This window comes from Cupriavidus sp. WS (assembly GCF_000395345.1).
In the GTDB taxonomy this organism is placed as follows: Bacteria; Pseudomonadota; Gammaproteobacteria; order Burkholderiales; family Burkholderiaceae; genus Cupriavidus; species Cupriavidus basilensis_B.
Genome location: NZ_AQPL01000527.1, coordinates 1 through 3416 on the forward strand (window position 1 = coordinate 1; position 3416 = coordinate 3416).

A 3416-nucleotide genomic window follows, 5' to 3' on the forward strand; every position below is an offset into this window, starting at 1 on the left:
CGGGCAGCCGGTGCGGCTGGTCCTGCGCGACGCGCGCGAGGATGCCCGCCTGGCCGCGCTGGCGGCCACCGCCGCGCACGGTGGAGCGGGCGGACGGCTGCGCCTGGGAGTCCGGGGCGAGGCCACCGCGCCGGTCGAACTGCTGGTGACACCGGTGCCGTGGCGGCGCCTGCCGGGCGCCGCGGATGACGGAGGCGGCGCGGCGGCCGGCATGGCCGTGGTCATGCTGCGCGACCTCGCGGATGCCGTCGCGCGCCGCCAGAGCGCGCTGACCGAATTGTTCGGGCTGACCCGGGTCGAGGCCGCCGTGGCCGCGGCGCTGGCGGGCGGGGCCACGGCCGCGCAGGTGGCGCGCAGCCGCAACGTCTCGCCCGACACCGTGCGCACGCAGATCCGCAGCATCCTGCGCAAGATGGGCGCGAGCAACCTGCGGCAGTTCGAGTCGATCGCCGGGATGCTGATCTAGCGCGGGGTGGAAAAATCCGTCAGCGCGGAAAGCGCAGCAGTCCTTCCCCTTCCGCCGGCACCGGCACGCCAAGCTCCTTCATCTTGTTCAGCAACTGCATGACCGGCAGGATCGGGTTGGCTTCCGCCGACATCGGCGCGCCTTCCATCTCGGGCGCGGCGCGCAGCTTCGCCATCAGGTCGGGAACCCGGATGCCGCCAGGGTGCTCGCGCAGGATGCGCGTGATCGCGGCATCGAAGGCGAGGGCGCTGCCTACCAGGCGCTCGAGGTAGGCCGTGGCCTGCTCGCGCGGGTAGAACTCGAACGAATGCCCGTCCGTGAGCGAGCGGATCGCGCCCTCCCTGAGCGCCTGCGCGGTGCGCTCGAGCGTGAGCAGGTTGGTTTCGGGGCTGCCGCCGCTGAACGCCTGGTAATAGCTGGTGGTCTCGTCGGCAAGATGGAGATGGCCGATGGCCGGCAGCAGCACGGCCACGTGGCCGACCGTGTGGCCCTGGGTCTTCAGCGCCACGACCTCGCCGCCGAACAGCCGCCAGCCGTTCCACAACGTGCTGCCGATGCGGATTTCCTCGGACGGCAGCGATTCCAGCAGCGTCAGCGAGCGGGTCTCGACGTCGAGCGTGCCGAACTGCCCGATGGCGCTCTCCGCCAGCACCCGGCCCGCCGGCATGCCCGGCACGAACGGCCGCGCCTCGTCGAACATCGGCACGAAGGTGTTGATCTGGTCGCGCATCATCGCCAGGTCGCGCACGGACATATAGGCTTCGGCGGGCACGCCCAGCGTGTCGATCCAGCCGTTGTTGCCGGTGTGGTCGCAATGCCCGTGCGTGGAGATCAGCGTGACCCGGTCATAGGGCTGGAGCCGGCGGGCGGCTTCGTCCAGATAGGCGCGAAAGCCCGCGGTCGCGCCCACGTCGATCACCACCAGTTGCGTGCCGGACTTGTACATGACCGCGTTGGCGACGGAAGAGATGCCGGCTTCGAGGTTGCGCATGCGCCCGACGATCAGCAGCGCGCCGGGCGCGATCTCCACCAGTTCTCCGTAGGAGCGCGAGCCGCCGGTGGCGGCCGGGTTGATGACGTTGCACATTGTCGTATCGGGGAGAAGGCACTTGCGGTTCGGTACGCCCTGGGCGGGACCCGCCGCCCGCCAGCGGCCCGTCGCGGGCGGCCGGCGTGGGGGATGCGGCTGTTCCATTATTGCCGTGGGCGGCCCGGCGCGGCATCACCAGAACTGGTGATGGCCGGACATCGAGAGGCGGAAGAGGAGCGCCCGCCCGCCGTCAGGACGCCGCGCCCGGCCCGCCGCCGGCGAACGCGGCGGCCAGCGCCTGCAGGCCGTCGCGGTAGATGCCCTCGAACAGGCGCTCGGCCTCGGCGTCGCCGACGCCGGCCGGCGTGAACTCGCCGGACCAGTCGACGCGCGCGCCTTGCCCGTCACCGGCCGGCCGCACCTGCAGCGTGGAGCGGTAGCCCGTCACCGGGAACGGCGCTTCGAGGATCGCGTAGCTGTAGCTGCGGTTCGCCTCGTCGAATGCCAGCAGGCGCTCGACGATGACGTCGCCGCCGGGGGTGGCGAGGCGGCGCACGCGGCCGCCTTCGGATAGCTCGCTGCTCGGGATGTAGGGCAGCCAGTCGGGCAGCGCGTTGAAGCCGCCGATCAGTTGCCAGACCCGCTCGGGCGAAGCCGGGATCGTGATGGTTGCTGAAGCGCTTGCCATGTCGGGCTCCCGGCTCAAGCGTGATCGCCGGGCAGCGGCGCGTCGGCGGCCACCAGCTTCTGCTCGCGCATCTCGCGCCAGAACTCCGCCGGGATGGTCTCCGCCAGCGCCGCCATGTCCTCGGCGATGCGCCCGGGTCGGCTCGCGCCGGGAATCACCGCCGCGACGGCGGGGTTGGCCAGCGAGAACTGCAGCGCGGCGGCCTTGATGCCGACGCCGTGGCGCCGCGCGACCGCCTTGATGCGCTCGACCCTGGCGACGATCTCCGCGGGCGCCGTCTGATACTCGAAATGCGCGCCGCCGGCCAGGATGCCCGAACTGTACGGGCCGCCGACCACGATCTCGGCCCGGCGCGCGGCCGCCGCCGGCATCAGGCGCTGCAGCGCGCGCGCATGGTCCAGCAGCGTGTAGCGGCCGGCCAGCAGGAAGCCGTCGGGCTGCGCCTCGGCCAGGTCCAGCGTCAGCTCGATCGGCTCGACGCGGTTCACGCCCAGGCCCCAGGCCTTGATCACGCCTTCCTCGCGCAGGCGGGTCAGCACGCGGAACGCGCCGGTGCGCGCGCTCTCGAATCTGGCGAGCCATTCGTCGCCGTAGAAATCCTGGGCGATGTCGTGCACCCAGACGATGTCGAGGCGGTCCGTGCCCAGGCGCCGGAGGCTGTCCTCGATCGAGCGCAGCGTGGCGTCGGCCGAATAATCGTTGACCATCTTGTTGGGCCGGCCAGTGGCGAACAGGCCGCCTTTCTCGCCGAGATCGCGGGTGCTGGCGTCTTCCACCTCGTCCAGGATCAGGCGGCCGACCTTGGTGCTGAGCACGTAGTCGTCGCGGTTGCGCCGGGCCAGCGCGCGGCCCAGGCGGATCTCCGACAGGCCGGCACCGTAGAACGGCGCGGTGTCGAAATAGCGGATGCCGTGGTCCCAGGCCGCGTCGACGGTGGCGGCGGCCTCGGCCTCGGGGATGTCGCGGAACATGTTGCCCAGCGGCGCGGTGCCAAAGCCGAGGAGGGTGCCGGCAGGCAGTTTGTCTTTGATGCTCATGACTTGCTCCAGTGAAGTCCGGTGAAGGAGTGACTTGGGTGAGGCAAGTCTAGGGTTGCAAGTTAAGTCTGTCCAAGACAGAATATGGCTCACTTGAGTCCCGTAAGGTCTTATAGGTCTGACAGGTCTTATAGGTCTGACAGGTCTTATAGGTCTGATTGGGACCGATGACCGGATCCGAAGAGAGCCCGACAT

4 protein-coding genes are annotated in these 3416 nt (G+C 70.5%); 1 reads left to right on the top strand and 3 read right to left on the bottom strand.

From position 1 onward, the window contains the following. Positions 1 to 466: LuxR C-terminal-related transcriptional regulator (locus tag K206_RS0133580; RefSeq protein WP_020206679.1), on the top strand; the 466-nt coding region annotated here is incomplete at its 5' end. Between the two features lie 19 nt (positions 467 to 485). On the opposite strand, the gene K206_RS0133585 is transcribed toward K206_RS0133580, so the two are convergent. From K206_RS0133585 to K206_RS0133595, 3 genes are all read right to left on the bottom strand, one after another. Beyond that, positions 486 to 1553, bottom strand: a complete 1068-nt coding sequence (locus K206_RS0133585) for an MBL fold metallo-hydrolase (RefSeq protein WP_020206680.1) — start codon at positions 1551 to 1553, stop codon at positions 486 to 488. 193 nt (positions 1554 to 1746) lie between these two features. Next, entirely contained in the window at positions 1747 to 2184 is a 438-nt protein-coding gene (locus K206_RS0133590; protein ID WP_020206681.1) for an SRPBCC family protein, read from the bottom strand. A 14-nt stretch (positions 2185 to 2198) separates the two neighbouring features. After that, positions 2199 to 3221: an aldo/keto reductase gene (locus K206_RS0133595; protein ID WP_020206682.1), complete on the bottom strand. Its 1023-nt coding sequence runs from the start codon at positions 3219 to 3221 to the stop codon at positions 2199 to 2201. Positions 3222 to 3416 lie beyond the last annotated feature (195 nt).

What these genes read in the sequence shown, in the direction of transcription:
- K206_RS0133595 (WP_020206682.1), bottom strand. Translation starts at nt 3,221, where the DNA reads ATGAGCATCAAAGACAAACTGCCTGCCGGCACCCTCCTCGGCTTTGGC.
- K206_RS0133585 (WP_020206680.1), bottom strand. Translation starts at nt 1,553, where the DNA reads ATGTGCAACGTCATCAACCCGGCCGCCACCGGCGGCTCGCGCTCCTAC.
- K206_RS0133590 (WP_020206681.1), bottom strand. Translation starts at nt 2,184, where the DNA reads ATGGCAAGCGCTTCAGCAACCATCACGATCCCGGCTTCGCCCGAGCGG.